Source organism: Marinirhabdus gelatinilytica, from assembly GCF_003353425.1.
GTDB lineage: Bacteria > Bacteroidota > Bacteroidia > Flavobacteriales > Flavobacteriaceae > Marinirhabdus > Marinirhabdus gelatinilytica.
On the sequence record NZ_QRAO01000007.1, the window covers coordinates 58230 to 83959 of the forward strand.

Below are 25730 nucleotides of genomic sequence, written 5' to 3' on the forward strand. Positions count from 1 at the left end.
AGTGCTATGAAAAAACACCTTGTCTCCTTACTATTCTTAACATCTGTAATTTTTTCGACCGCTGCCCAGCAAGTCAACCCCCTTATTGTTAAAGAAGATTTCGAAAACCAAAAAAAATGGGTAGATAGCATTTACAACAACTTGTCCCTTCAGGAAAAAGTTGGGCAGTTGTTTATGGTAGATGTTTTTTCCAGCGATCCAACATCCAAGACCGATAAAATAAAGAAGCTCATCCAAGAGCAATACATAGGCGGAGTAATTTTTTCCAAAGGAGGGCCACAGCGCCAGGCAAAACTCAATAACGAATTTCAGGCAGCTTCCAATATCCCACTTATGGTTGCGATGGACGCAGAGTGGGGATTGGCCATGCGTTTGGATTCTACCTTTGCCTACCCGTGGAATATGACACTTGGGGCTATTGAGGATAACAAGATTGTTGAAAAGGTTGGAAAACGAATCGGCGAACACAGCAAACGTCTGGGCGTGCACATAAATTTCGCACCTGTGGTAGATATAAACACCAACCCAAGGAACCCCATTATTGGAAATCGGTCGTTTGGTGAGGACAAAGAGAACGTAACACAAAAAGCCATGGCTTTTATGAAAGGGATGCAACAAGCGGGAATCATAGCAAACGCAAAACATTTCCCCGGGCACGGCGATACCGAGACGGATAGCCACAAAACACTTCCTACCATACATTTTTCCAAAGAACGCATTGATAGTGTAGAACTGTACCCGTACCGTCGCCTTATCGAGGAGGGTCTGAGCAGCGTAATGGTTGCCCATTTAAACGTTCCCTCTTTGGAAACAGAAACCAATTTTCCTTCCTCACTATCCAAAACCATTGTTTCCGATATGCTGAAGGGGCGGCTAGGCTTTAATGGCTTGGTATTTACGGACGCCCTTAATATGAAAGGCGCAGCAAATTTCAAAGAGCCGGGAGAGATAGATTTGGCTGCTTTTCTTGCAGGTAACGATGTATTGCTCATTTCAGAAAACATTCCCAAGGCGCATCAATTGATCGTAAATGCCTTTAGGGAGGGGATCATCACTGAAGAACGCTTGGCACATTCAGTAAAAAAAATATTATATGCCAAGTATAAAGTAGGGCTCAATGATTATAAACCCGTTTCCACTAATTATTTGGTTGAAGAGCTCAATACCGTTTGGGACGATGTACTGTACGAAGAGGCGATGGAAAATGCGCTTACGGTATTAAAGAACGACAAAGCCATACTACCCATAAAAGATCTTCAGAAAAAAAAGATTGCCTATGTGAATTTTGGTGACGATTCCGGAAAACCATTCTTGGATCAACTCCGAGCCTATGCCGATGTAGACTGGGTAAAGGCCTCTAGCCTGGACAGCTATGTAAAAAAATTGAAGAGTTACAATTACGTTATTATTGGTTTCCACCGTTCCAATGAAAACCCATGGAAAAGTTATGAGTTTACCGAAAAGGAATTGGTTTGGATCTATGAGATAGCAAGGACCAACACTGTTATCCTTGATGTTTTCACGAGACCGTATGCTCTGTTGGATTTAAAGACCTCCACAAATTTTGAAGGTATTATCATGTCCTACCAAAACAGCGAGGTAGCCCAAGAACTATCGGCACAGCTTATTTTTGGGGCAAGAGGTTCCAACGGGCGTCTGCCTGTTAGTTTGGGTGAAGATTTCCCCGTAAATACGCAATACGAGACCAAACCCCTTAAACGCTTACAATATGGTACCCCAGAGAGCGTGGGCGTTAACAGCTATACCCTAAAAAAAATTGACTCTATGGCTAGAGCGGGTATCTGGGCCGGCATGTACCCTGGAGCCCAAATCTTGGTGGCCCGAAAGGGGAAAGTAATTTACAACGAGACCTTTGGGACCCACACCCAACAAAAAAAGAACCGTGTTAAGGAGGACAATGTGTACGACGTTGCCTCACTCACAAAAATCCTGGCTACCCTTCCTATGATCATGGATTTGGTAGATAGGGGAGTGCTCTCCATGGATACCAAACTTTCTGAAATGCTCCCAGAGTACAAAAACTCCAATAAGGCAAATATTACCTTACAGCAAATGCTCACACACACGGCACGACTCAAGGCTTGGATACCGTTTTATGCGTACACATTGGATACGATCACTAAAAAACCTTCAGAAAAGTACTATAAAACCAAGCCCAACGAAGATTTCAACATTAAGGTTGCAGAAGGATTGTACATGAGAAGAGATTACAAGGACAGCATTTTTGAAACGATTCGGGAGAGCGATCTCAGGAGTCGAAAGGGCTATAAATACAGTGACCTTCCTTACTACATACTAAAAAAATATCTTGAGGATTTTTATGGAAAAGGGCTGGACGAACTGGTACAGACAAACGTGTACGAGTCCCTGGGAGCCAACTATACGTCATACAATCCATTGTCGAAATTTTCAAAAACATCTATCGTTCCTACTGAAGAGGACACCTACTTTAGGATGCAAAAGGTACATGGGTATGTACATGACCAAGGAGCTGCGATGATTGGTGGTGTTGGCGGGCACGCAGGGCTTTTCAGCAACTCGAACGATATTGCCAAGATTATGCAGATGTACCTCTGGAAAGGGTTTTATGGTGGTAAACGCTATTTTAACCCTGAAACCTTAGATGCCTTTAACACTTGCTATTATTGTGAGGAAGATGTGCGAAGGGGAGTGGGCTTTGATAAACCACAACTGGGAGATGTTGGCCCCACCTGTGGCTGTGTATCTATGACAAGCTTTGGGCATAGCGGTTTTACGGGTACTTTTACTTGGGCAGATCCTGAGGAGGAAATCGTCTACGTATTCCTATCCAACCGAACGTACCCCAGTGCAGACAACCGAAAATTGATAGGCAGCAATTTACGCAGTAATATCCAACAAGTTATTTACGAGGCCATAAATAATAATAACCGGGCAAACACCCAAACAACATCTAAATGAAAATAGCCATAGTTTGTTACCCAACCTTTGGAGGAAGTGGCGTTGTAGCTACCGAATTAGGACTCGCACTGGCCGAGAAAGGTCACGAGATACATTTTATAACCTACAAACAACCTGTTAGGTTGGAGTTATTGTCCAAGAACATCCAATTTCACGAAGTTTCGGTGCCCGACTATCCGTTGTTCCACTACCAGCCCTACGAGTTGGCGCTGTCCAGCAAGTTGGTAGACATGGTAAAGCTGCACCGTATCGAGGTATTGCACGTGCATTATGCCATTCCGCATGCCTATGCGGGATATATGGCCAAAATGATGCTGCAGGCCGAGGGGATTTCTATTCCCATAGTAACAACCCTGCACGGGACAGATATCACCCTTGTGGGCAACCATCCTTTCTATAAGCCAGCGGTTACCTTCAGTATCAATAAGAGCGATGTGGTGACCTCGGTGTCACAAAGCTTGAAGGACGATACCAACAGACTTTTTGATATTACTTCTGAAATTGATGTAGTCCCCAACTTTATCGATGTTGAAAAATATACCAACCCCTATACCGATTGCCAACGTGGCCTTATGGCCGAAGAAGATGAGTTTATCATCACACATATAAGTAATTTAAGGCCCGTTAAACGCATACAGGATGTTATTGAGATATTTTATCGTGTCCAGCAAAAAATACCCGCCACGCTCATCATGGTAGGCGAGGGGCCTGAGAAAGATCCCGCTGAAAGACTATGCCGAGAAAAAGGCATACAGGATAAGGTCCGTTTTGTGGGGAACAGTAGTGAGATAGATAAGATTTTGTGTTTTAGTGACTTGTTCCTGTTGCCTTCAGAAAAGGAAAGCTTTGGTCTTGCCGCATTGGAGGCCATGGCAAGTGGCGTACCAGTAATTTCAAGCAACACGGGGGGGCTCTCTGAAGTGAACGAGCAGGGCGTGAGTGGTTATTTAAGTGATGTAGGCAATGTAGCCGAAATGGCCAACAACGCTATCTCCATCCTGAAAGATCCCGATGAATTAAAAAAATTCAAGCAACAAGCCAAACAAGTTGCCAAAAAATTCGACACCCAAAATATCGTACCCATGTACGAAGAAGTGTACCAAAAAGCCGTAGCCTATGTTTCGTAATATAATTTTTACAGTTTTGTGCCTGCCGTTGTTTTTACTCTCTAATTGTAAGAGTACCGGAAACACCACATCTGAAAATCCAACAACTGAAGGGATACCTTTTACAACACTTTTAAGCGATTCCCAGAGCAACATACAACAACCCACCAAAAAGGTAATCACTGCTCAACAAGAGTTGGACGCCATTTTCGCAAAGGTAAACAGCACAAGAATGCCCGGAATCCCTGTTCCCGAAGTAGATTTTAGCACATACGAAGTATTTTTATATTCCCCAGGGGAAGTAAACCACGGCACCCAAGGCATACAAGTTGCAACCGTTGCCAAAACCAATAACAAAATAGAGGTTACGTTGGCCGCAAACAAATCACAAGGTGATTATGTGACCACAGTAATGTCGCAACCATGCGTGATGATTAAATACAAAAAACAAGGCCTTCCAGTGGTAGTAAAGACCGCTGCGGAAAATTAAGTCCTAAAATTATTCTCGAGAAATTCCATAGCATTAATTTGCAGCACACGCTCTACAATGGAGGCGCCACTTATCCTGTTGAATTCCAAAAGTTTTTCTCTGTTTTCGTTCAGGTAGTCGTTGGCATGGTTCAGCATTTCTTCACCAAGGTCTTTAATGTTCTCAGCGGTCCACAGTCCTTTAATAGGGTTTACGATACCATCAAAATCACTACCAATACTTTGTATGCCCCAACCGAACAACCCTTCTTTGTTCAGTACTTCAGCAATATGTTCTACCTGTCGCCACACCAATAGGGATTTTTTCTGCAGTTGTTTCCGTTTGTTCGGAAAATAGATTTTAGATTGGTTAATGGCTTTTTTGCTTCCTATTCGCCTCTCGTCCAATTGTATACCCAGCAGGCCATTGCTCATGGCAATACGCACCACTTCTTCGTCGAAAAAATTGATATCCAGGTTATTGAAATATTTGGCTCTTTCAGGATAATCTGTCACATCCCATTGTACAATGGAACGTTGCCCATTAACGGCTCCGTGACTGGCAATAACAGGAATCTTTTCATCTTTAAATTTGGTGTCCAATAGATTATAGTACGCTTTGCGTGAAGCAGTGCTCATGTGCTTTACATCCAAAGGAATACGAGGGCCATTGGTATTGGAAAGCAACCTGTTGATTACCTCCATGCCCAGTTCTGTGATGCCAGTGTTCAACCCCCTGTCTTGGTTTTCGCGCAAGGCACCAATGCTTATGCTACGGGCGTGCCCACAGAGCTCATTGTAAAAATGGTGTGCAAATGTGATGAACACAGGCTTGTGTGGCCAATTTTTAACCGCTTTTAGGTTATCTATTACTTCAATGGGGTCTGCAGTATCAGTATTCATGTCCAACCCTGTATTGAATGCGTGCGCCCCCTCAATGGACAACACTATGTTGATAATCTTTTTATCTTTTGTCTCGCTTTGTTGGTTTTCTAAAATTTCAGCATAACTGTTCACAAGCCTGTAGGTATAAAAAACAGCGTCGATCTTGTGTACTTGGTTGTCCAGTTGCTTGTAAAAGTCGTATTCGCTCATTAGGTCCTCAAAATAGTCGTTGTGGCGCATAACGGCGTCTATGCGGCTTTGGCTAATACTTGCGGCTAGATTTACCAACACATCGGTAAGCCCTTTCCAGCCCCAGACACGTTTACTCAAAAAGTGTTTTTCAAAAGGGTAGAGGCTCACGACCACTACTTTAGCGCCAGACCTTGCCAATGCGCTCATATCGGTTTGGGTGAACTTGGTAAGGGTCACCATCCGGTTCACGAATTTTTCCAAAACCGTGGGCGGACTGTAATGCCAAATAGAGTTTTTCCTGCCAGCATCAAGGGCATTTTGCTTGGGTGGTTCGTATTTAAAACTTTTGCTATAAGGCTTCAGGGAGGGATGGCAATGTACGTCTACATAATGCGTTTTCATAGTCCAATGGCTTGTGAACTATAAAATTGCAACTAATATTTCGGTTTCCCCACAGGAAAAACCCTTTTTCTTATGGGCGAAATAACCCACAAAAAACGCCCCATCATGGAGCGTTTATCTTGTCAATATTTGTGTTTTGCCTAAAATTGATAGCGTACCCCTAAGGCGATATCCAAGTCTACATCGTCATTTACATCACCAAAACCAAATTCTGGCCTAAAGTCCAGTGATAACAATAAGGGGAAGTCAAAGTCGTATTCTATCCCAATATCTCCAGCGGCGTATAGGTAGGTCTCGGTATCATCATTTCCTGGGAAATCATCATCAAAGCTTACTTGGGCAACACCCCCTCCAGCACCTACGTACCAATTAAAACCACCATCGATGTTCCAAACCCACTGGTAAAGTCCTGTGAGCCTGTACGCGTCAAAATTTCTCCTGCTCCGCCATCCCAGGTCAAATTCCAAACGGTGCTTGCTGTCCAAATAACGTTGGTAACTTACCTCGGTACCAAAACCGTCACTGTCACCAAGCCTGAGGCCAATGGCATTTTTTCGTTCCTGCGCGTTTGCATGAAGCCCAAATCCAATAACGGCAAGGGCAACTAAAAATAACTTTTTCATAGTTTTTGTTTTAAAGTTTGCATAACAAACCTAAACCATTAATAGTTTAGTTTGAGTTAATAAAATGTTAGACTTTAAGCTATAAACTATTGCCAAGCTAGTTGTAAGGGGCTATTTTTACAGTATTCCATGGAAGAAAAGCTACAAGCATTACAAACCTCCCTTCTGGGGGAGCTACATTTCGATACCCTGCATACGTCCATATATGCCACGGATGCCTCTGTATATCGTAAACTACCTTTGGCAGTAGCTTTTCCAAAGAACGAGGAAGATATACAAAAGCTCATAACGTTTGTACAAGAGCACGAAACCTCGCTCATTCCGCGTACTGCGGGCACATCCTTGGCAGGACAATGTGTAGGGGAAGGTATCGTGGTAGATGTCTCCAAACATTTTACTGGAATTTTAAGTCTCGATACAAAAGCCAAGACTGTCACCGTGCAACCCGGCGTGATACGGGACGAACTCAATGCTTATTTAGAACCTCACGGTTTGTTCTTTGGTCCCAACACCTCAACCAGCAACCGCTGTATGATTGGCGGGATGGTGGGCAATAACAGTAGTGGCACCACCTCCATAAAATATGGGGTTACCCGTGACAAGGTGATGAGCCTTACTGCGCTATTGTCTAATGGGGAAAGAGTAACATTTGCTGAAATTCCCAAAGACGATTTCATCGAAAAAACAAAGCAGAACACGCTAGAGGGCGCCATCTACAAACAATTGTTTACCGATCTATCCAATGAAGCGACACGTGCTGAAATTATCGAGCAGTTCCCAAAACCAGAGATACACCGTCGCAATACGGGTTATGCGGTCGATGCGCTGTTAAATAACGAAGTTTTTTCAAATGCCGATGAAAAGCTGAACCTCTGTAAGTTGCTATGCGGAAGCGAGGGAACACTGGCGTTCACTACAGAAATTACACTACAACTGGACGAGCTCCCTCCACCTGAAACTGCGCTAGTAGTGGCGCAATACGAGACACTGGAAAAATGCCTTAACGACATCAACAACGTGACGCGGCACGATTTATACACCTGCGAGATGATGGACGACATTATCCTGGATCGTACCAAGCAAAACAAAAAGTACGAACCCTACCGTTTTTTCGTAGAGGGTTCCCCCAAAGCCTTATTGATGCTCGAGGTGAGAGCAAATTCCCCACAAGAACTCAACAAACAAACCTCCTTACTTATAGACGCCTTAAACAACAGTGGGCTTAGTTATGCCCAACCCATCTTGAAAGGTACTGAGATCACCATGGCCATGGAACTGCGCAAAGCAGGGCTTGGCCTTCTGGGCAATATGGTGGGCGATGAGAAAGCTGTTGCCTGCATCGAGGATACTGCTGTGGCATTATCGGATTTACCTGCTTTTATAAAGGAGTTTGCGGCTATTATGCACGGTTATGGACAACAGGCCGTGTACTACGCCCACGCAGGAGCTGGCGAGCTGCATTTGCGCCCCATCCTAAACCTGAAAACTGAAAAAGGGAAATCGTTATTTAGGGAAATAACGACCGATGTAGCAAAGCTGACCAAAAAATATAAAGGCTCTTTCTCTGGGGAACACGGAGATGGTATCGTACGTGCCGAATTTTTAAAGATGCAGATAGGGACTGCAAACTTTGGATTGCTGAAACGTATCAAGAAGACCTTCGACCCCAACAATATCTTCAACCCCGGGAAGATTACCGATGCATGGCCAATGGACAAGAACCTCCGTACAGATACTACTGCTGAAGGGATTGTGACAAAATTTAACTTTGCAGATTCTAAGGGAATAGTGCGCTTGGCCGAAAAATGCAACGGTAGTGGCGATTGCCGAAAGACCGAGCATGCACAAGGCGCCATGTGCCCCAGCTATCACGCAACCAAAAACGAAAAAGATACCACACGGGCCCGTGCCAATATGCTGCGGGAGGTATTAACGCACAACGATGCATCCAACAAGTTCAATTCTAAAGAGCTTAAAGAGGTGTTCGATTTATGCATTGGTTGCAAGGCCTGTGCCAGTGAGTGCCCCAGTAATGTAGATATGGCAACCGCAAAAGCAGAGTTCCTATATCAATACCGAAAGGCGAACGGCGCTTCAACAGCCGAAAAACTGGTTGCAAAAAGTTCCTATTTCAACAAACAGGCCTCAAAATATCCTGTGATTGCAAATTTTGTTTTCAGCAACCCCATTACTTCTGGAATTATAAAAGCACAGGGGAATATTGCTGAAAAACGTTCTGTCCCCAAGATTTCAAGTAAAAGTTTTAGCAAGTATTACAATAACATTGACAAACAAGAAGTTACGGGCAGTAAAATTGTTTTGTTTGTTGATGAATTCAGTAATTATTTGGATGCTGAAATCGCGATAGACACCTTCGAACTATTGACTGCTTTGGGCTATACCGTAGAGGCCGTGCATCATCTGGATAGTGCCCGCGCAATGCTCTCCAAAGGATTCTTGGACGAAGCAAAGGCAGAAGCCGAAAAGAATGTAGCATACTTAAAAACAAAAGTTTCAAAAGAAGTGCCGCTAGTAGGAATTGAGCCTTCAGCAATCTTGGGGTTTCGGGATGAGTACCTTCGGTTGGTGGACGATGTAAAGGGGGCAAGGCATATTTCAGAGAATACGTTCCTCATAGAGGAATTCTTGGCTTCTGAAATAGAACGGGGCAATATTTCAGCAAATCGTTTTACTTCCGAAGAAAAAACCGTAAAGATCCACGCGCACTGCCACCAAAAAGCGCTGAGCAACCAAAAGGTAACCTTCGATATGCTCAATCTTCCCGAAAACTACAAACCTACCATCATTACTTCGGGGTGTTGTGGTATGGCGGGAAGCTTTGGTTATGAAAAAGAACATTACGAAGTAAGTATGAAAATAGGGGAGTTGAAGTTGTTCCCTTCCGTAAAGAAAACTCCGAAAACGACCATTATCGCTGCCAATGGAACCAGTTGTAGGCACCAGATCAAGGACGGAACGCAGCGGGAGGCGCTTCATCCGGTGACTATTTTGAGACGGGCACTCAAAAACCCTTTATTCCGTTGAGTAATTGAAACGCCGAGAGTATCTCCGAGGTTTCATCCTCTTCCTCTTCGGTTATGGTGCGACTCATGGTGTTCAGCTTGTAATTGTCTGGGTTATATTGGTATAGTTTCCAGCTTTCGTTGTTGTATTCCAGCGCGGTGAGGTTTTCAACCCAATCGCCACTGTTTAGGTACACACAGCTACCCTTATCGTTGCTCACCCTTCTCATTGCTGGTTGATGGATATGACCGCATACTACAAAGTCGAAATCATTGTCAATGGCGAGATCTGTTGCAGTGGTCTCAAAATCTGAAATAAACTTCACCGCACCTTTTACAGAGTTTTTAATCTTTTTGGAAAGCGAATATTTTTCCTTTCCTAAGGATTGTAGCACCACGTTTACCAGCCTGTTGAACCGTATGAGCATGTCGTACCCCCAACCGCCCAGTTTGGCAATCCATTTGGTATGTTGTATAGAGGCATCGAACACGTCCCCGTGGAAAAACCAAGCCTTTTTACCGTCAAGATTCAGCACTAATTTATCCAGTATGTATATGTTCCCCATCTTGGTATCACTAAAGCGGCGCAACTTCTCGTCATGGTTGCCAGTGATATAATATACCTTGGTCCCCTTAGTGGCAAAGGCAATTATTTTTTTGATGATCTGGAGGTGTGCCTTTGGGAAATACCGTTTTCTAAATTGCCAAATGTCTATAATATCACCATTGAGCACCAACTTTTTGGGCTTTACTGAATTTAAATAGTGCAGGATTTCCTTGGCGTGACAGCCATAAGTACCCAAGTGCAGGTCCGAGAGCACTACTATGTCTACTTTTCTTTTCAATGTATCTTTTTATAGTACACAAAGGTTATTTGTTTCTGGTAATAGTCCATTAAGCAAATGTTACCAATAGATAATCAAACCATTATCCCTGTTAACAGGAATGTTGATAACCCAGCAAAGGGATCGTTTTTACTATTGGCGGGAAACATTTACATTTGTTGAAAACCCCACTATGGCCGGCAATACTTTTGGTACCGTATTTAAGCTCACTACTTTTGGCGAATCCCATGGCGTGGCCATAGGTGGTATTATAGACGGTTGTCCCGCAGGTCTCGAAGTAGATCTCGATGCGGTTGAAGCCGAAATGCAACGCCGCAAGCCAGGACAGTCGTCCATTGTTACCCAACGCAAGGAAGAGGATACCGTAAAATTCCTTTCGGGAATATTTGAAGGAAAAACCACCGGAACCCCCATAGGTTTTGTGATTGGGAATACCGACCAAAAATCGAGAGACTACTCGCACATAAAGGACACCTACAGACCTTCCCATGCCGATTTTACCTTCGATAAGAAATTTGGGCATCGGGATTATCGTGGTGGTGGCCGCTCCTCGGCGCGGGAAACTGCATGTAGGGTAGTGGCTGGAGCTATTGCCAAGCAGCTACTCAAGGATATAAAAATAACTGCTTATGTGGCATCGGTTGGAGAGCTGAAATTGGACAAACCACATACCGAAGTAGATTTTTCAGAAATTGAGAAAAACCCGGTACGCACCGCAGATGCTGCAACGGCCGTGAAGATGGAACACTACATCAAGCAAATAAAAAAGCAAGGCGATACCGTTGGCGGTACCATAACCTGTGTAATACAGAATGTGCCCCAAGGACTGGGAGAACCTGTTTTTGATAAGTTGCACGCACAGCTTGGCAAGGCCATGCTCTCTATTAACGCAGTAAAAGGATTTGAGTTTGGAAGCGGCTTTGCAGGGACTAAAATGCTGGGAAGCGAGCATAACGATATTTTTAACAAGGACGGAAGCACAAAAACTAATTACAGCGGTGGCGTACAGGGAGGTATAAGCAATGGTGAGGACATTTATTTTACCGTAGCCTTTAAGCCCGTTGCCACGATCATTCAAAAACAATGGACCATAAATGCCAAAGGCGAAGAAGTAGAGATGATGGGCAAAGGTCGCCACGACCCTTGTGTGGTGCCTCGTGCCGTCCCCATTGTAGAATCCATGGCAGCCTTGGCCCTGGCCGATTTTTGGATGCTGAATAATTTGTCTAAATTGGACAACTTCTAGAATATTTTTAAGAAACTAAAAATTAATAGCCACCCGAACTTTTCGGGCCCTTACTATGAAAAAACTTGCACTACACTGGAAAATTATTATTGGATTGATATTGGGTATTGTCTGGGCTTTATTGTCCAGCAGTTTGGGCTGGAGCCAGTTTACCATAGACTGGATAGCACCATTTGGTACAATTTTTATCAATTTACTGAAAATGATCGCAGTGCCTTTGGTGCTATTTTCGGTGATAAGCGGTGTGGCAAATATTGGGGACCCTTCCAGCTTGGGTAGAATGGGAGGGAAGACGCTTTTGGCATATCTTATCACAACTGTACTTGCTGTTTCCATAGGGCTAACGCTGGTTAACATCATTAAACCTGGCGCACTCATTGACGAAGAGAGCCGCATAGACAACCGTATAAGCTATGAGATTTGGGCAGGAAAACAGGGGTATGAAATCAAGGATGGCATCAATTACCTAGAGGACCCGAAGTTTGTGGAACGTGCCCAACGTATCACAGACCTATCAAAATCTGAACTGGAAGATGTAGCAGTAACCGAGAAAATGAAAACGGCCAATCAGACCAAAGATGCAGGACCGCTTCAGCCTTTGGTGGATCTGGTTCCGCAGAACTTTTTTAAATCGTTGGGCGAAAATGGCTTGATGTTACAAATTATATTCTTTGCATTGTTTTTTGGGATTTGCTTGCTCTTTATTCCCAATGAAACATCACAACCTGTAACTAAAATTGTGGATAGCATCATGGAGGTCTTCCTTAAAATGGTCGACTTTGTAATGCAGGCCGCACCCTTCTTTGTATTTGCATTGTTGGCAGGTGTTGTTAGTAAGATGGCAGGGGACGATGTTGGGAAGGTCTACGAGATTTTTAAAGGACTTAGTTGGTACTCGCTTACCGTTGTTATTGGGCTGTTGCTCATGATTTTTGTGGTGTACCCATTAATCCTAAAACTATTTGTAAAGAAAATACCCTACGCAGGGTTCTTTAAGGCCATTAGTCCAGCACAGACCTTGGCTTTTTCAACCTCCAGTAGCGCCGCCACCTTGCCGGTAACCATGGAATGTGTTGAAGAAAATCTAGGTGTAGATAAAAAAATAACCAGTTTTGTACTGCCTATTGGTGCCACGGTGAATATGGACGGTACTTGCCTCTATCAGGCCGTAGCTGTAGTATTCTTGGCACAATTACACATGATAGATTTAACCTTGGGACAGCAAATGGTAATCGTTTTAACTGCCACATTAGCTTCTATAGGCTCTGCTGCGGTACCAAGTGCCGGTTTGGTAATGTTGATAATAGTTTTGGATTCCGTAGGCTTAAATCCAGCTTGGATAGCTATTATTTTCCCAGTAGATAGAATATTGGATATGATACGTACTGTTGTGAACGTAACTGGGGATGCTACGGTTTCATCTATTATTGCTAAGGGTGAGGGTATGTTACACTATCAGGAGCACGACCCTTCAGAAACGTTCGACTTGGACTCTTGATGTAAGGTATAATAAAATACGTATTTCAAGTATTTCAGCTTAAAATCCTAAAGCATCACTTTCTCAACAATCCATTTTTAGAAATGGGTAGAGCATGGGCAGTATACGAGCAATTCTTAATTGGATAGTTGCCCGTTTGCTACGTTAAGGTTTTGTTACCAACATTTTACGTGTACTTTTTTTGGTTAACTTTATGTTCCCAATTCAAATTTTCTGAACACTACTTATGGCTATGTCACTCAAAATACATGGCTATGAAACATTTTTTATTTCTTTTGTTATTAATTCCCTTCGTCGGGTTTTCACAGGTTGGCGTTGGTACCATTACACCTTCACCTCGTGCCGCACTTGAAGTGAGCAGTACATCGGACGGGGGAACAACCTATGGCGGTTTTATTCCTCCACGCGTCCCAACCACTACAGAGCGTGATGCTATTAACCCAGGGTTCAGTGATTATGGGATGTTGGTTTTTGTTGAAGCAACTGGTTGTCTTCAAATATGGACCGGAGCCGCTTGGGCCGATGTAACGTGCATCACCGTTGCCACTCCAGAGGTGTGGATCAACGAGATTCATTATGACAATATAGGCTTGGACTCGGGCGAAGGTTTTGAGATTGCCGGGGCTGCAGGTACAGATTTAAGCGATTATGAAGTTGTACGCTATAATGGATCCAATGGAGACCCCTATTTGGCAACTATATCCCTCTCAGGGACATTGGCCAATGATAGTAACGGGATAGGTTTTCAGGAGTTTCTCGTTGCTACGGATGGGCTTCAGAATGGTGCTCCAGATGGTTTAGCGCTGGTTCGCGTTTCCACAGGGAATGTCATCCAGTTTTTAAGCTATGAAGGTAGTTTTATTGGAAATTCCGGGCCCGCGATAGGAATGGCCTCTGAGGATATTGGCGTTGACGAATCCAACACCACCACACCTGTAGGTACCTCTATGCAATTGGTGGGCACGGGGAACGAATATGTAGATTTTACCTGGACTACAGGGAATGCTGAAACTTTTGATGCGATTAATACAGGACAAGTAATAAATTAAAAGTTCCGTTAAGCTTCCCCTAAAGCTATTGCGGTTTAAATTGGTTTTAGTATTTTAGTTTAACACTAATTTGCTAAAACCAACTTTTTTATGAACGTATGCTTCATCATGTACCCTTGGGAGGAAATAGACCCCGAAAACGACTCAACACTCGCACTCATACAGGAATTTGCCAAACGTGGCCACGGTGTTGCTGTGACAACTCCCGCCAACCTAACCATTAGGGACAGCGTTGCATACGCTTTTAGCAGGTGTTTAAAGAGGTTCGAGAAAACACCCAACAAACTCTCTTCTTTCCACAATAAAGCCCAGTTTTATGACGAGATGCTCCCCTTGGCAGGGTTCGATGTGATTATCCTTCGAAGCAATCCGCCACTGGATATGATTATGCTCAACTTCCTGGACAGTGTAAAGGACGATGTGTTTATCCTGAACGACCTGGATGGAATACGTCGTGCCAACAACAAATTGTATACAGCGGTTTTTGAAGACGATAAAAACGAATTCATTCCTCGAACCCACGTGACCAAGAACAAGGAATACCTCAAAAAGGTTATCAAGGAAGGTCCCGACAGGATGATATTGAAACCCCTTAACGGGTTTGGAGGCTCTGGAGTGATATTGATAGAGAAAAGTGCGATGAAAAGCATCAACTCCCTGCTCGATTTTTATATAGACAACAAGGATGGCACTTCAAACTATGTGATTCTTCAGGACTATATTGAAGGGGCGGACCAAGGCGATGTACGTATCCTGTTGCTCAACGGCCAACCCATTGGAGCTATGGCACGAGTACCTGGGGAGGAAGACCATAGAAGTAACGTTTCTGCTGGAGGATCGGTAAGGAAGCATAGCTTGACCAAGCAAGAAAAGGAACTATGCCGTAAGATTGGTCCCAAATTGGTAAAGGACGGTCTTTATTTTTGCGGAATTGATGTAATAGGAGGGATGCTGGTGGAAGTTAACGTAATGTCCCCAGGTGGCATCACCTACATAAACAAGGTATATAAAACCCGAGTGCAGGAAAAGATCATCGATTTTGTAGAAGACAAAGTTGTGGAGCGCGTAAATGCTTTTGAAAGAAGGACCAAACTGCGCAAACACGTAAGTGAAGCCTAAAGGAATTTACGATTTTGGAGGTACAATTTACGAATTCACTGATTAACCAATTAACTAATTCACCAACTCACCACTTAACCAACCCACGAACTCACTACATGCAACGCTTATCAATTTCAGAAATCATTACAAAAATAAAGAATGAAGAAACCTTTGAAGCGGTTGCTGAAGACTACTCATTTACCTTAAAGATAGACCAATACGTTCCCTATGTGTGTGGTGCCGTGCACGATGGGCACCAGTTCAGGAAAGAACTGTGGGCCAATTGCCTGCATACCGAATACGAGCGATGGTTCGAGGAAGATCCCTGTACCAAGGAGTTTGTAAAAACGCATCCCATTGTAATAGCGGGTTGCGACAGTAGGTTTGAGTACGATTTGAACAGGGCCCCAGAAAACGCCATTTATGAAGATGCCTGGGGAAAACAACTTTGGAAAGAACCCCTCAACCCAATCCACCATAAAACAAGTCTTGAAAAACACGCTGCCTTTTACAACGTGGTGCACGCCTTGATTGAAACACTGGAAGCCAAATTTGGCACCCTTGTGGTGTACGACATGCACAGCTACAACTGGCGCAGGTGGGATAGGGAAGTGCCGGTGATTAATTTGGGAACTGCCAATATAGACAACGAAAGGTTCGGAACTTCAGTAGAAGCGTGGCGCCAATCACTCTCTGAGCTGGAACTGCCGTACCATATAGAGGCTACCTCCAAAATTAACGACACGTTTCAGGGCAACGGATATTTCTTGAAATATATTACCGATACTTTTAAAAATACCTTAGTTTTGGCTACCGAATTCAAGAAAATTTATTGCGACGAGCTTCGGCAAGTGATCTATCCAGAGGTGGTCCACGCCATAGAACAACAATTACAGGAAAAACTGAAAGCACACGCAGCACATTTCTACAAGACCTACAAACCCTAGTTATGGCAGTTGCCGAGACCCTTATACAACAGCACCCCAATCTTTTTAAGATAGATTTTAATTTGAACAAACTCGTTCAAAAAATCGAGCTGCTCAATTACGTAAACCCTATAAACATCGAGGCGGAGAAACGGAATTTCTTTGCGTCCAAGTACAACGTAAACCCCAATTTCCACTACCGGAAGATAGACTTTAATGCACACAAACTACAACAGGAGCTCTTCTCACAAGATATTGACAGCATAAAGGACGAAGTGACCCGTACTTTTTTCAGGGACGTTATTTATGATTATTCGGGCCTTATACAATGTATCGAGACCATAGGGAAGGGGCAGAAATTTTATTACAATGCATTAAAATCCTTTGGGACACCTACCGAAAAAGATGTGGAGAACGCCCGGTTTATCCTTCATTTTCAGGATGAGGAGTACGATAGTGAGATGTTCCCTGTTTTTAGTGTAGACGAAGCGGCTTCCTATTTTGAAGAATTTACAAAGCAGTACGATTTCAAGTTCAACATCAGGCTTTCTACTAAGATTTCGGCCGCGGCCATGGTGCAGAACAACACCCAAACGCTCATCCTTAAAAAAAACCATAGATTTAGTGCCAACCAATTGAAAGTGCTGGCCAACCACGAGATAGGCGTGCACATGGTCACTACGTTCAATGGTTTGAGCCAACCGTTGAAGATTTTCCACAATGGTTTTCCAAAAAATGTGGAGACACAGGAAGGACTGGCCGTTTTTAGCGAATATATGAGCGGTTGCTTAACCCTATACCGCCTAAAGGAACTTTCCTACCGGGTAATGGCCGCAGACAGCCTGCGCAAAGGTTTTGATTTTTGTGACACCTTCGACCTGTTGCACAACCAGTACAAACTAAATAGGGAAGAAGCCTACAACATTTCCCTACGGGCACATCGAGGCGGAGGGTTTACAAAGGATTACATGTACCTAACGGGGCTTAAAAAGGTGTACGATAGCTTTTATAACAACGAAGATCTGGACCCAATGTTTACCGGTAAGGTATCGCTGGAACACGCGCCCATCATAAAAAAATGGCAAGAGGAAGGCCTTTCTTCCAAAATCACCTACACCAATTTTGCCTTTCAGCAAAACGACAACACCAACGAAAAGCTGGATTTTATCCTTAAGAATTTGAAGTAAAGAACAAGTATGCTTTCTGCAGGGATTGATGTGGAAATTCAGCAATGTTATCCCATGTTGTGCTATCGTTGTTTTTATTCGATATCTTGGATTTCATTATTTAGAAAATACAATTGTTTCTCAATACTGTTTGCTACCCTAATTGCACGGGAAAGAACCTGTTTGTTTTCAGATTCAATCGCTTTCAAAACTTTGGTAAATGATTCATCGTCTAATAATTTTTCATAATCCTTTAAAGATATATTTGCTATCCAATAATAAGTGTTATCCAAATCAAATTCAAAACTGAAATATTCTAACAATTTTGGTTCGCTGATGTTTATATGGAACATGAACCTTTCTTCCTCATATCGGTTATAGTAGGTATATAGATTTTCGTAATGAGTGGATATAGAATTCCTCAAGCTATCATTTGAGATTATAGATATTCCTTTTGAAACCAGTAAGTCATATCCACTTTTGTTTGGCTGGTAATGTGGCATAACTCTTAATAAACTGGCATTATCGGAAAAATCTTTAGTGAGTTCGCTGTTGGTGTTGATTGCATTTTTTAAGTTAACGCAAGCTGTATCCATTACTTGCATTAGTGAGATATCCCCTTGCATTTGGTTTAGGTCATCGTTCAAATTACTTTCAATTTCTTTGAGGATGGTTAGTTCAAGTTTATTGATTTCACTTTCTTTATTCCATTGCCCGATTTGTAATGCAATCAAAATTCCAATTACAACAAGAATTATTTCGCCAATAGCATAGAGTAAGTATTTGCTGAATTTATTTTCAGCGAGCAATTTCTGTCTGATTTTTCTAAAGAATTTTATCATTGGTTAGTTATTTCTCTAAAGTTAGGATAATTATTTTATTCCGCTCGAGTGAGAAATAATGAAGCCCAACGGTCTTGGCTGTGAACAGTTAAACGGTTTAGCGCTTAATTTAGGAAGTACTCACCCAACTGAAAATCCGTAAAGATTTTCAGAAGTAGGCGAGTGGCAGTGATGAATATGATACATTGTAACCACTAGGCACTTTCCCGATTAGAAGTATTGCGATAAATACTCGATTCTTTCTTGGTCCTCGATTATTTCGTGATACCAAACAGGCGGCTGGTAGTCTACCCAATAGCCATTGTCTTTTTCAGATTCAGCTTGTCGCATTCGTGCTTTTTCAATTATATCCAGTGAATTCTTACTGGGGTTTTTTAATAATTCAACCGATTTTATCTCATCCACTTTTATGGTTATCTTTTCACTTTCATTGTTTTCTTTATAGGCAAGAAACAGGTCCAATGGGATTTTTTTATATATAACCATTTCTTCTAAAAGCCTATATTTTTCAATGTCGGTTTTAGTGATAGTCAATACTTTGTTTTCTTCGTTATATTCTTCTTTTGGTTTTACGTAAAACCTATCACTTATATTTTCAACATAGCACAATTTTGCTGTCCCATTGCGATAGGAGTGATATCTCTCGGGATTTGAAAGGTTAAATTTAAAATCGTAAAGAATCAATTGTTTTCTTCCATTCTCATGAACTAAACAAAATCCGTTTGATCTGTACTGGTATTCATAACCTCCGCCTCCAAACGTTATAAACCCTTCAATGGTTTTCCCATCATTCAAGGTTACTTTACAAACAGCATGAATTTCAGGCAATCCAAGGTCTATATCAATAGACTTTCCAGAGGTAACCAGGAGTAATGATATGGAAAGAAGTATCTTCATAGTCGGGTTTTTTTTGTGGTACCTTTAGTGCTTTTCATAGGATATATTGTTGAGTACAGTTTTTATATGCCATTTCTACTTTTCCAATCACCTATTGTTGTAGGATGTTCATTGTGCATTGGATAATATCGATTTACAAAGTTCAATTGTTCCTGTGTTAACAAAACGAACATTCCATCATTCCCACAGTTTATTGGGTAAAATTGTTCTTCATAATTTTGTCTTCTTAATTCTGCATTCAACATTTCTATAAAATTTACATATGCAATACCCCAATCTAGGTCAGAAAACTGTCCTTCAAATGCTGTGTATTCAATTCCGTTCAGTTCGATTGTGTGTTTCCACCTGTTTTGGTCTTGTTCGCTTTTTTCGTTTGCGTATTCTAATTCCAGCCCTAGTTTTTCAAAAGTCGGTTTTACCTGTTTTAAATATTCAGTTAATCCGCCAATCTCGAATAGTTCCTCACAATCTACCCATTGATAGCGATTGTCCATAAAATTCAGAGTTACTCCGTGCATTGGTCCTTGAAAGAAGTTCAATTTGGTATAAGATTTTTCAAAGGTAGCTTTAACCGTATCTAATTCAGATTCGTTGGTCAGATTAAAATAACCTATTTTTTCCAATCCCGCTACAACCTCCTTACCGCTCAATTTTTTCTGGATTACTTTTTCTGGATTAGGGTTTTTTATTTTTGAAACCGCACGTTCCTTTTTGGAATTACAAGCCAAAAAAGTGAAGAGAATTATGAATAAAAAAATATGTTTCATTGGTTTGAAAAAGTTACGACCCCTCTATTTTCTGTATGGGCAATAGTAAATTTCACCTCACTACTTTAAGATTACAATATACTTTAATTTTATAAAAGCGGTTCGAGTGGGAAACTCGAACCGCTGCCACTTAGTTACAACGTTGGCATACTGCTTTATTCTTCAGGTTTTGTATACGTCACGATATCTACTCCAATTCCATTAGGGTCAACAATCGCAAAATGCCTGTCTCCCCATAGCTCATCTCTAATGTCAATTTCCATTTGCACTCCTTTTTCCTTTAGCTGCTTGTAAATTGCATCCACATTGTCAACCTCAATAGTCAAATAAACTCCTTTTCCCTGAAAGGCAGACTGGAAGATAGGTTTTTGGCTTGGGTGGTCTGGTTGTAAAAAACTGATTTCTGCAGCTTGGTTGGGGGTATGGAGTAGTATGTAAAAATCGTTTTCAAAGCTTACTCCAAAGTCGAGAACTTCCGTATAGAACTTCTTGGTCTCTTTTAAGCTTTCGGTAATTATTCCTGCGTTAAGTTTCATTTTGTCATTAATTTGTGCATTGGTCCAACCTACTGTTAGTACAAATGCAGTTAGTAATAATCTTTTCATTGTCGAATGCATTTATAGATAACAAATTTACGCTGACAAGGAACTGAGGGATTGTAAAAATCGGACAAACTCAATGGAAGGCTTCTGAAGGTGTTACCCCGTAAAATGTTTTGAAGTTTTTAATGAAGTGGGCCTGGTCAAAAAATCCTACATCATAATACAGTTTGTTCTCTTTCAAACTCTGTTTTGAAGGTTTTGCATGTAAGATATGTTGAAAGCGTACAACATTACAGAAAGATTTTGCTGTAGTGCCAATATAAAAGTTGAAGATCCTGCGAAGCTGTCTTGGACTTAGGCCTTGGTCAAGGTCCTTTTCGGTAACCAAATACCCTTTTTTCTGAAAGATAAGGTACAACGAATTTAAAAATCGGTAGTCGTACTTAAGGTCTTGATTTCCTGAATATTCAATTATTCTTTCGTTCAGTAGCTTTGTGATACTTTCAAATGAAATGGCGGGTTTTATTTTTGAATTGATCCATACGGTAAAATCTGGCAAAATTTTTACCAGCTCTTGAGATTGGTTGCTTAAAGTCTTTGCATTAACACCAAATAGATAAGGAAATGCAGAAGGTAAAAAACGAATCCCTATATAGTCAAAATCCTTTCCAATAGGGAATTGGACAAACTTTTTACAAAAACCTATTACATAGCTTTCGTTTGGTTGTTTGTGGTTAAAAAATATGTCGATACAACCGTCCGAAACTACCCGATAATTATAATTGTTTTTTAAGGGTTTATGTGTTTTAAGTTGCCAATAACAGTATATAAAATTCTCAATTTTTTTAGCCGGTTTTATTTCTTGGTAGTGTATGGTGTTATCATTAGCCGAAACTGTGGGTTGAATCGGTTTGTAATAGTTTCTTATGGCCTTTGGTTCATCACTTCATTTGGCTATTGTGTGCTTTTTGTAAATTTTAGGTATTATTCAGGTTTTTTTGGAAGTCCATTTATCATTTGATTGATCAATACGGAATAGAGCGCTTTTATTTCTTCATAGGTGTCAATTCCAGTATAGATAAAATTTTCAAGTATTAATTTATTCTCCTCGGAGTTTATCAATGATTCTACATATTCACACCGCTGGATTTTACTAAGTGAAGAAGCTGGGTCGAAATATGCTCTCGAAATTTTTCCAGTAGTGGCAATATTGTTTTTAAAATCGCGAAAGTCCCTTACGTATATCTTAATGATATCGTTAAAATGATTGGATAATTGATAATAAGTTGCAATTTGCGATTTAATTCCTTGCTTTTCTACCTCACTAAAAACACCCGAATTGACCATTTCATCGTATATTGCCCTATCTGCAATGTTGGTTCTAATATTTATATGATTTGAGAATTTAACGATAAATTCCTCGCAGTTATCCTCATTCATGGGCTCATTCATCAACTGTAGCAATCGTTCTGCTTCCGTTATTTGTTTTTTACTGTAATCGATCAATCCTTGCATCGATATGCTATCCTGATATACCGAATGCCGTAACAGATTCAATTTTAAATCAACACTCTTTGTGAGAGCATTTTGTTGATTGGTGTTGTTTAGGTTGATTGCAATCAATATCCCCACAACCACCAAGATAATTTCCCCTATAGCATACAGTAAGTACTTACTGAACTTACCTGCCGGTAAGGCAGGTTTATTTTCAGCCAGCAATTTCTGTCTAATTTTTCTGAAGAATTTTATCATTAGAGTTAAGTTTCCCTAAAGATATGATATTTAATCGATTAGGGATCCAGAATAATGATGCACAATGCGTCAGCGAAAGTGGGAAGCGCAGCGTGCGAATCAGCCGCCTGTCTCCGACGAGCTTTTTCTGCGAGAGGAAGACATTGGGCGCCGCCACTACGTAATTATCCGCTGTACCAAATTTTTTATAAAGTTAGGAAATTTAATTTTAGACAAAAGTGACCGCTGGATTATATGCGTTGTTGTGGTGTCGTTTTTTAAAAAATCCATTTAATGACTGTTACAAATCCAACGATTATAAAAATTCCGATTAAAGCTAAAACAGTGAAGAAACTATATTTAGCTAATTTCTCCTTAAAGGTTTCTTCGTATTTTGAATTTTTCTTCTTGTGTTTATTCGTCTTTGGGTTAAATTTTGGAACATAATCAACTTTCTCTTTACTGTCAATTTCTAGTTCTGTCAATTTCTTTTTAGCATATTCTGAAAGCTTAGATTTTTCTCCTCGAAAAACAATCTCTTGTAATATCTGATATCCAGAATTGTTTACGGATTCTTCATAAATTTTAACGCTTTTTCTAATTCTGTCATCAGTTGGCTCAGTCAGAATCCAATATTTTCCTGCGGAGTCCAAAAACCCACTTTCATAATATAGCTCAGCGAGTTTATTCCAAAGATGAGTTTCGTGAGGGTTCTCTTGAATCAAATTCCGTAATCTGTCAGAGGCTTTAGATTTCAGTCCACTTTTGATTTAGGCATCAATTTTTTTAAGCTGCTTCTTTAAACTCATAAATATTTTTCTTTAATGCACCACAACGATTTTGTATAAGAACAGTAGGGCGGAAAAACGCACGAACCATACGGTTAAACACAAGCCGAATTTTTAAATTTTACTTATTATCTTTTTTCCTCAATAAGCCAAATTTAAAAATTTGGCGACCTCGAAAAAATGCCTGAAACATGGGTTAAGCTCCAATTGCCCTATTGTTTTTATACGTTGTGTGCGTTCGTATTTTTTCCAGCGTAGAACTTTTATTGTTTCATTTCCACTCTAATCAGTCGAATTGTTATAGTGTCACTCAAATTTTCTACAGAATGAGGTGCTTCTGGTTTTTTATACATTGTCAAAGGGAAAGTAAGTGGTTCTGGTATTTTGCGAGAATCCATAATTACATTTCCTTCTCCATCACGGTCAATAAAATCTCCAGCTTCCATAATATAAAGTACACTCGGCCATTGATGATGATGAACAGCTTCTAATTCATTTGGCGCAATTGTTACTTCCAGAACTCTTACTTTGTCATTTTCCAACAAAATTTTATGATTTTTCGGTGCAGAAACTACAGCATCTTGTTCTTTAGGCCAATCCGCTGGATTTCCTGTTTTGTATAAAAGTTTTTGTTCTTCATTTATTTGTCCGAGAACTGAAGTAGTTGAAAATACCGTAAGGCAAATCAGAGTAATTAGAAATTTAAAAGTTGATTTCATAATTGGTCATTTTTAGTTTTTAATGCTTACTCTAATCGGTTTTCAGCTATCCCGTTTTTCTTTTTTAGAGTCGTTTGTCATAATGAAGCATAACGGTCTTGCATATGATACGGCGGGTCTTGGGCGGTAGCTTCGGCTAGCGTTGGAAGCGTCAGCGTGCGAATCAGCCGTGGGCAGTGGCGCCGCCACTACGTGTTTATCCGTGTGACCAATTTACGATTATTTGTAAGAAATCCAATTCACTTAACCATTAACCCGCTGTATTATATGCGGTGTTAGCCACAGTTGCAATCAGCCGTTAATTCCAATCAAAATCCCAATTCCCTTGAACCTTTTTTATTTTTGGAGGGGGAGTTATCATATGGCCATTATAATCAGTTAAATCGAATAATCCTTTTTCAAATTTTGAGTCAAATATTGGTTTAGACAAGTAACACATATTTGGATGTTCAATATAAAGTTTACTAAGAAATTCTCTGAAAGCTATAATATCTTCAAGCTTCCTTATTGAGTCTAATTTTTTGCGTGGTACAATATATATTCTATCACTAATCAAATCAATATCTAAAATTAGTTTTTCTCTTATTCCGTAAAGACTATCAATTTCTGAAATATCTTTTAATTCTAGTTTTTCTACAATATACTTTTTAAAATCAAAAACTGGTGCATCATCTTTCCAGTCATATAACATTGAATTTTCACTCGGCTCTAAAATGCAATCGCATATTTGATAATCTTCCTTCTCGAGCATTTGATTTAATAATTCAATAGTATTTTCTGAATAGATTTCTGAACGAGTTTTCTGTTTAAAATTAGTACAGCTTAGAAATGAGCTGAAGATTAATGAAAAAAAGACAAATTTTAATTTCATTTCGGCAATTGTGGCTAACGGGTTTGCATATGTCCCGGCGACCATTTAGGGCGGCATGCGTTGGCTAGAGTCAATTTGCGGAGCAAATGTGGGAAGCGCAGCGTGCGAATCAGCCGTGGATAGGAGCCGTCGTGACGTATTATTCGGTGTTGCTTATATGTTTGATATAAAGGTATGACTTTTAATTTTAGCCAAAATTGGGCGCTGGGATATATGCTTAGTTGTGTGCAGTTTTTCTATTCGTTTCGTTTTTTAATATTAGTTCTATCGAAGTTATTGCTGTCCATCCGAAAACTATTCCGAACACTAATCGATGGGTAATCGGCATTGACCAAACTCCAAATACAAACCCTATCATTGATAAGACCAGAATGACTGCTGTCAAATTTGCACGGTTCCTGACTTTTCTCTTTAATTTTCGGTTATACCCAAGTCTTGATAGTCCAAATAACCAAAAAGCTAATCCAAGACAAATGGCTACAATATGAGCTTTAGAAAAAGGTGTATCTGAAAATTCCATATCAATTGGAATTGCAGTAAAGGCAAATCCTAATCCGAATAAGGATAATAGAATAGATAGAAGTTTATCGTTGATCAAACTGCCATACGCCAATCCGAAAATAAAAAGTAGAATTCCTACGGCCACAAATCCAATCAGATTAAACCAAACTGCATTTGGTTCATTTTTTGCTCCGAGTTTGCTAATAAAATCATCGAGAAAGCTGAATTCCGTATTTAGAAAACCAAATATTAGCAATGACATAAGTAAAGTCAGTACCGATAGAAGTCCAAAAATCCCAACTTTTTTTTCTGATATAGTCATTTAATAATTTTGGTTCTCAAATTGCACACAACGGGTTTGCATATAATACGGCGCCGCTTCTACATATCTTTCCGTGTTATTAGTTATTTCAATAAATGTAGGAATTCTAAATCAGTTATGCCGCTTAGCGCTGTTTTATATGCTTTGTTGTGTGCAGTTTTATCCAACTATTTTAATTTTGATTTTTAATCATTTCATAATCATTTTTGAACATATTTAGCATTTCTGAAGATGGATTCATTTCTGTTTTTTTGATTCC

Annotated in this window: 23 protein-coding genes and 1 pseudogene; 10 read left to right on the forward strand and 14 right to left on the reverse strand. The window is 40.7% G+C overall.

Going from position 1 to position 25730, the window contains the following annotated elements; genetic code table 11:
• The first annotated feature begins 6 nt into the window (after window positions 1–6).
• From C8D94_RS14255 to C8D94_RS14265, 3 genes are read left to right on the forward strand one after another with little or no spacing between them, the layout of a single operon-like run.
• Window positions 7–2961, forward strand: a complete 2955-nt coding sequence (locus C8D94_RS14255; protein ID WP_115124644.1) for a glycoside hydrolase family 3 N-terminal domain-containing protein — start codon at window positions 7–9, stop codon at window positions 2959–2961.
• Entirely contained in the window at window positions 2958–4088 is a 1131-nt protein-coding gene (gene bshA / locus C8D94_RS14260) for an N-acetyl-alpha-D-glucosaminyl L-malate synthase BshA (RefSeq protein WP_115124645.1), read from the forward strand. Before C8D94_RS14255 ends, bshA begins: the two co-directional genes overlap by 4 nt.
• A complete protein-coding gene (locus C8D94_RS14265; protein ID WP_147278567.1) occupies window positions 4078–4557 on the forward strand; it encodes a hypothetical protein in 480 nt (159 codons plus the stop codon). Before bshA ends, C8D94_RS14265 begins: the two co-directional genes overlap by 11 nt.
• Here C8D94_RS14265 and C8D94_RS14270 read toward each other — a convergent pair.
• Together C8D94_RS14270 and C8D94_RS14275 are read right to left on the reverse strand one after the other, a co-directional pair.
• Window positions 4554–6014, reverse strand: a complete 1461-nt coding sequence (locus C8D94_RS14270) for an amidohydrolase family protein (protein WP_115124647.1) — start codon at window positions 6012–6014, stop codon at window positions 4554–4556. The two genes, C8D94_RS14265 and C8D94_RS14270, sit on opposite strands and share 4 nt — an antisense overlap.
• A 140-nt stretch (window positions 6015–6154) precedes the next feature.
• Window positions 6155–6637: a hypothetical protein gene (locus tag C8D94_RS14275; RefSeq protein ID WP_115124648.1), complete on the reverse strand. Its 483-nt coding sequence runs from the start codon at window positions 6635–6637 to the stop codon at window positions 6155–6157.
• Between the two features lie 129 nt (window positions 6638–6766).
• Here C8D94_RS14275 and C8D94_RS14280 point away from each other — a divergent pair, with 129 nt between their 5' ends.
• On the forward strand, window positions 6767–9682 hold the full coding sequence (locus C8D94_RS14280) for an FAD-binding and (Fe-S)-binding domain-containing protein (protein ID WP_115124649.1): 2916 nt from the start codon (window positions 6767–6769) through the stop codon (window positions 9680–9682).
• Here the strand turns inward: C8D94_RS14280 and C8D94_RS14285 are convergent.
• The gene (locus tag C8D94_RS14285; RefSeq protein ID WP_115124650.1) at window positions 9660–10505 is read right to left on the reverse strand and encodes a UDP-2,3-diacylglucosamine diphosphatase; all 846 of its coding nucleotides are present in this window, start codon (window positions 10503–10505) and stop codon (window positions 9660–9662) included. The genes C8D94_RS14280 and C8D94_RS14285 overlap by 23 nt on opposite strands.
• Window positions 10506–10677: 172 nt before the next feature.
• Here C8D94_RS14285 and aroC point away from each other — a divergent pair, with 172 nt between their 5' ends.
• From aroC to C8D94_RS14315, 6 genes are all read left to right on the forward strand, one after another.
• Window positions 10678–11751 carry a chorismate synthase gene (gene aroC, locus C8D94_RS14290; RefSeq protein ID WP_115124668.1) on the forward strand — a complete coding sequence of 358 codons (1074 nt, stop codon included), beginning with the start codon at window positions 10678–10680 and terminating at the stop codon, window positions 11749–11751.
• Between the two features lie 55 nt (window positions 11752–11806).
• Window positions 11807–13249 carry a dicarboxylate/amino acid:cation symporter gene (locus C8D94_RS14295; RefSeq protein ID WP_115124651.1) on the forward strand — a complete coding sequence of 481 codons (1443 nt, stop codon included), beginning with the start codon at window positions 11807–11809 and terminating at the stop codon, window positions 13247–13249.
• A 254-nt stretch (window positions 13250–13503) separates the two neighbouring features.
• On the forward strand, window positions 13504–14298 hold the full coding sequence (locus C8D94_RS14300) for a hypothetical protein (RefSeq protein ID WP_147278568.1): 795 nt from the start codon (window positions 13504–13506) through the stop codon (window positions 14296–14298).
• Between the two features lie 90 nt (window positions 14299–14388).
• A complete protein-coding gene (gene gshB, locus C8D94_RS14305; protein WP_115124653.1) occupies window positions 14389–15417 on the forward strand; it encodes a glutathione synthase in 1029 nt (342 codons plus the stop codon).
• 98 nt (window positions 15418–15515) lie between these two features.
• The gene (locus C8D94_RS14310; protein ID WP_115124654.1) at window positions 15516–16346 is read left to right on the forward strand and encodes an N-formylglutamate amidohydrolase; all 831 of its coding nucleotides are present in this window, start codon (window positions 15516–15518) and stop codon (window positions 16344–16346) included.
• A gap of 2 nt (window positions 16347–16348) precedes the next feature.
• Window positions 16349–17512, forward strand: coding sequence for a flavohemoglobin expression-modulating QEGLA motif protein (locus C8D94_RS14315; RefSeq protein WP_115124655.1), 1164 nt, complete (start codon window positions 16349–16351; stop codon window positions 17510–17512).
• Between the two features lie 74 nt (window positions 17513–17586).
• On the opposite strand, the gene C8D94_RS14320 is transcribed toward C8D94_RS14315, so the two are convergent.
• The 11 genes and pseudogenes from C8D94_RS14320 to C8D94_RS14370 all read right to left on the reverse strand — a co-directional run bounded on the left by C8D94_RS14320 (window position 17587) and on the right by C8D94_RS14370 (window position 25471).
• Entirely contained in the window at window positions 17587–18333 is a 747-nt protein-coding gene (locus C8D94_RS14320) for a DUF6090 family protein (RefSeq protein WP_115124656.1), read from the reverse strand.
• A gap of 210 nt (window positions 18334–18543) precedes the next feature.
• Window positions 18544–19230 (reverse strand): hypothetical protein, encoded by a 687-nt coding sequence (locus tag C8D94_RS14325; RefSeq protein ID WP_115124657.1) that lies wholly within the window; start codon window positions 19228–19230, stop codon window positions 18544–18546.
• Window positions 19231–19292: 62 nt separating this feature from the next.
• The gene (locus C8D94_RS14330) at window positions 19293–19997 is read right to left on the reverse strand and encodes a hypothetical protein (RefSeq protein WP_115124658.1); all 705 of its coding nucleotides are present in this window, start codon (window positions 19995–19997) and stop codon (window positions 19293–19295) included.
• 155 nt (window positions 19998–20152) lie between these two features.
• Window positions 20153–20533 carry a VOC family protein gene (locus C8D94_RS14335; RefSeq protein WP_115124669.1) on the reverse strand — a complete coding sequence of 127 codons (381 nt, stop codon included), beginning with the start codon at window positions 20531–20533 and terminating at the stop codon, window positions 20153–20155.
• A 139-nt stretch (window positions 20534–20672) separates the two neighbouring features.
• Window positions 20673–21098: a helix-turn-helix domain-containing protein gene (locus C8D94_RS15415; RefSeq protein WP_211308924.1), complete on the reverse strand. Its 426-nt coding sequence runs from the start codon at window positions 21096–21098 to the stop codon at window positions 20673–20675.
• Window positions 21099–21128: 30 nt separating this feature from the next.
• A pseudogene (locus C8D94_RS15575) lies at window positions 21129–21467 on the reverse strand (DUF6597 domain-containing transcriptional factor); the annotation flags it as partial.
• Between the two features lie 56 nt (window positions 21468–21523).
• Window positions 21524–22291 carry a DUF6090 family protein gene (locus C8D94_RS14345; RefSeq protein ID WP_115124660.1) on the reverse strand — a complete coding sequence of 256 codons (768 nt, stop codon included), beginning with the start codon at window positions 22289–22291 and terminating at the stop codon, window positions 21524–21526.
• 257 nt (window positions 22292–22548) lie between these two features.
• On the reverse strand, window positions 22549–23040 hold the full coding sequence (locus C8D94_RS14355; RefSeq protein ID WP_317047742.1) for a DUF6584 family protein: 492 nt from the start codon (window positions 23038–23040) through the stop codon (window positions 22549–22551).
• Window positions 23041–23321: 281 nt separating this feature from the next.
• Window positions 23322–23777 (reverse strand): cupin domain-containing protein, encoded by a 456-nt coding sequence (locus C8D94_RS14360; RefSeq protein ID WP_115124663.1) that lies wholly within the window; start codon window positions 23775–23777, stop codon window positions 23322–23324.
• 298 nt (window positions 23778–24075) lie between these two features.
• Complete coding sequence (locus C8D94_RS14365) at window positions 24076–24648, reverse strand: hypothetical protein (RefSeq protein ID WP_147278569.1); 573 nt, start codon at window positions 24646–24648, stop codon at window positions 24076–24078.
• Between the two features lie 217 nt (window positions 24649–24865).
• The gene (locus tag C8D94_RS14370) at window positions 24866–25471 is read right to left on the reverse strand and encodes a DUF998 domain-containing protein (protein WP_115124665.1); all 606 of its coding nucleotides are present in this window, start codon (window positions 25469–25471) and stop codon (window positions 24866–24868) included.
• Window positions 25472–25730 lie beyond the last annotated feature (259 nt).